Raw genomic sequence first — 843 nt, 5'->3', positions numbered from 1 at the left:
CCCCTGCGCCCCCTCGTCGACGCCCCCGGCGTCCCCGTCGTCCACGCCGCCGACTACCTCACCCACCGCGACACCCTCCTCGCCGCCGGCCACATCACCGTCGTCGGCTCAGGACAGTCCGGCGCCGAGATCTTCCTCGACCTCCTCCGCCACCGCCCCACCGGCCGCGAACAACTCCACTGGATCGGCCGCACCCCCGCCTTCGCCCCCATGGAGTACTCCAGACTCGGCCTCGAACACTTCACCCCCGACTACACCCGCTACTTCCACGCCCTCCCCGAAAACGTCCGCGACCGCCTCACCGACGCCCAATGGCAACTCCACAAAGGCATCGACGCCGACACCCTCACCGCCATCCACGACGAGCTCTACCGACGCACCCTGAACGGCGACTGGCCCGACACCGTCCTCACCCCCGGAGTCCGCGTCCGCACCGCCGGACGCATCGCCACCACCACCATCGAACTCCACCTCGAACACCTCCAGCAGAACACCCGCACCCGCCTCACCACCGACGCCGTCGTCCTCGCCACCGGACACCGCGAACGCCCCCTCCACCGCATCCTCGCCGGCCTCGACCCCTACATCCGCCGCGACAACAGCGAACGCCCCCGCATCGACGAACACTTCCGCCTCGTCCTCGACCCCTCCATCACCGCCACCGGCTGCAACGTCTACGTCCAGAACGCCGAATGCCACACCCACGGCGTAGGCGCCCCCGACCTCGGCCTCGCCGCCTGGCGCAGCGCCACCATCCTCAACACCCTCACCACCACAGAGCCCTACCCCCTCCCCACCCGAACCGCCTTCACCACCTTCGGCCTCCACGGACAACCCCACCAC

General features: G+C 70.1%; 1 protein-coding gene. It reads left to right on the top strand.

The window, feature by feature from the left end; genetic code table 11:
• A partial coding sequence (locus KMS84_RS38660) for a SidA/IucD/PvdA family monooxygenase (RefSeq protein WP_256921233.1) occupies nt 1-843 on the top strand: 843 nt, incomplete at both ends.

The sequence above is a fragment of the Streptomyces hilarionis genome (assembly GCF_024539675.1).
In the GTDB taxonomy this organism is placed as follows: Bacteria; Actinomycetota; Actinomycetes; order Streptomycetales; family Streptomycetaceae; genus Streptomyces; species Streptomyces hilarionis.
The sequence above is the reverse complement of the archived record's forward strand: the minus strand, read 5'-3'. Positions and strand labels throughout refer to the sequence as shown.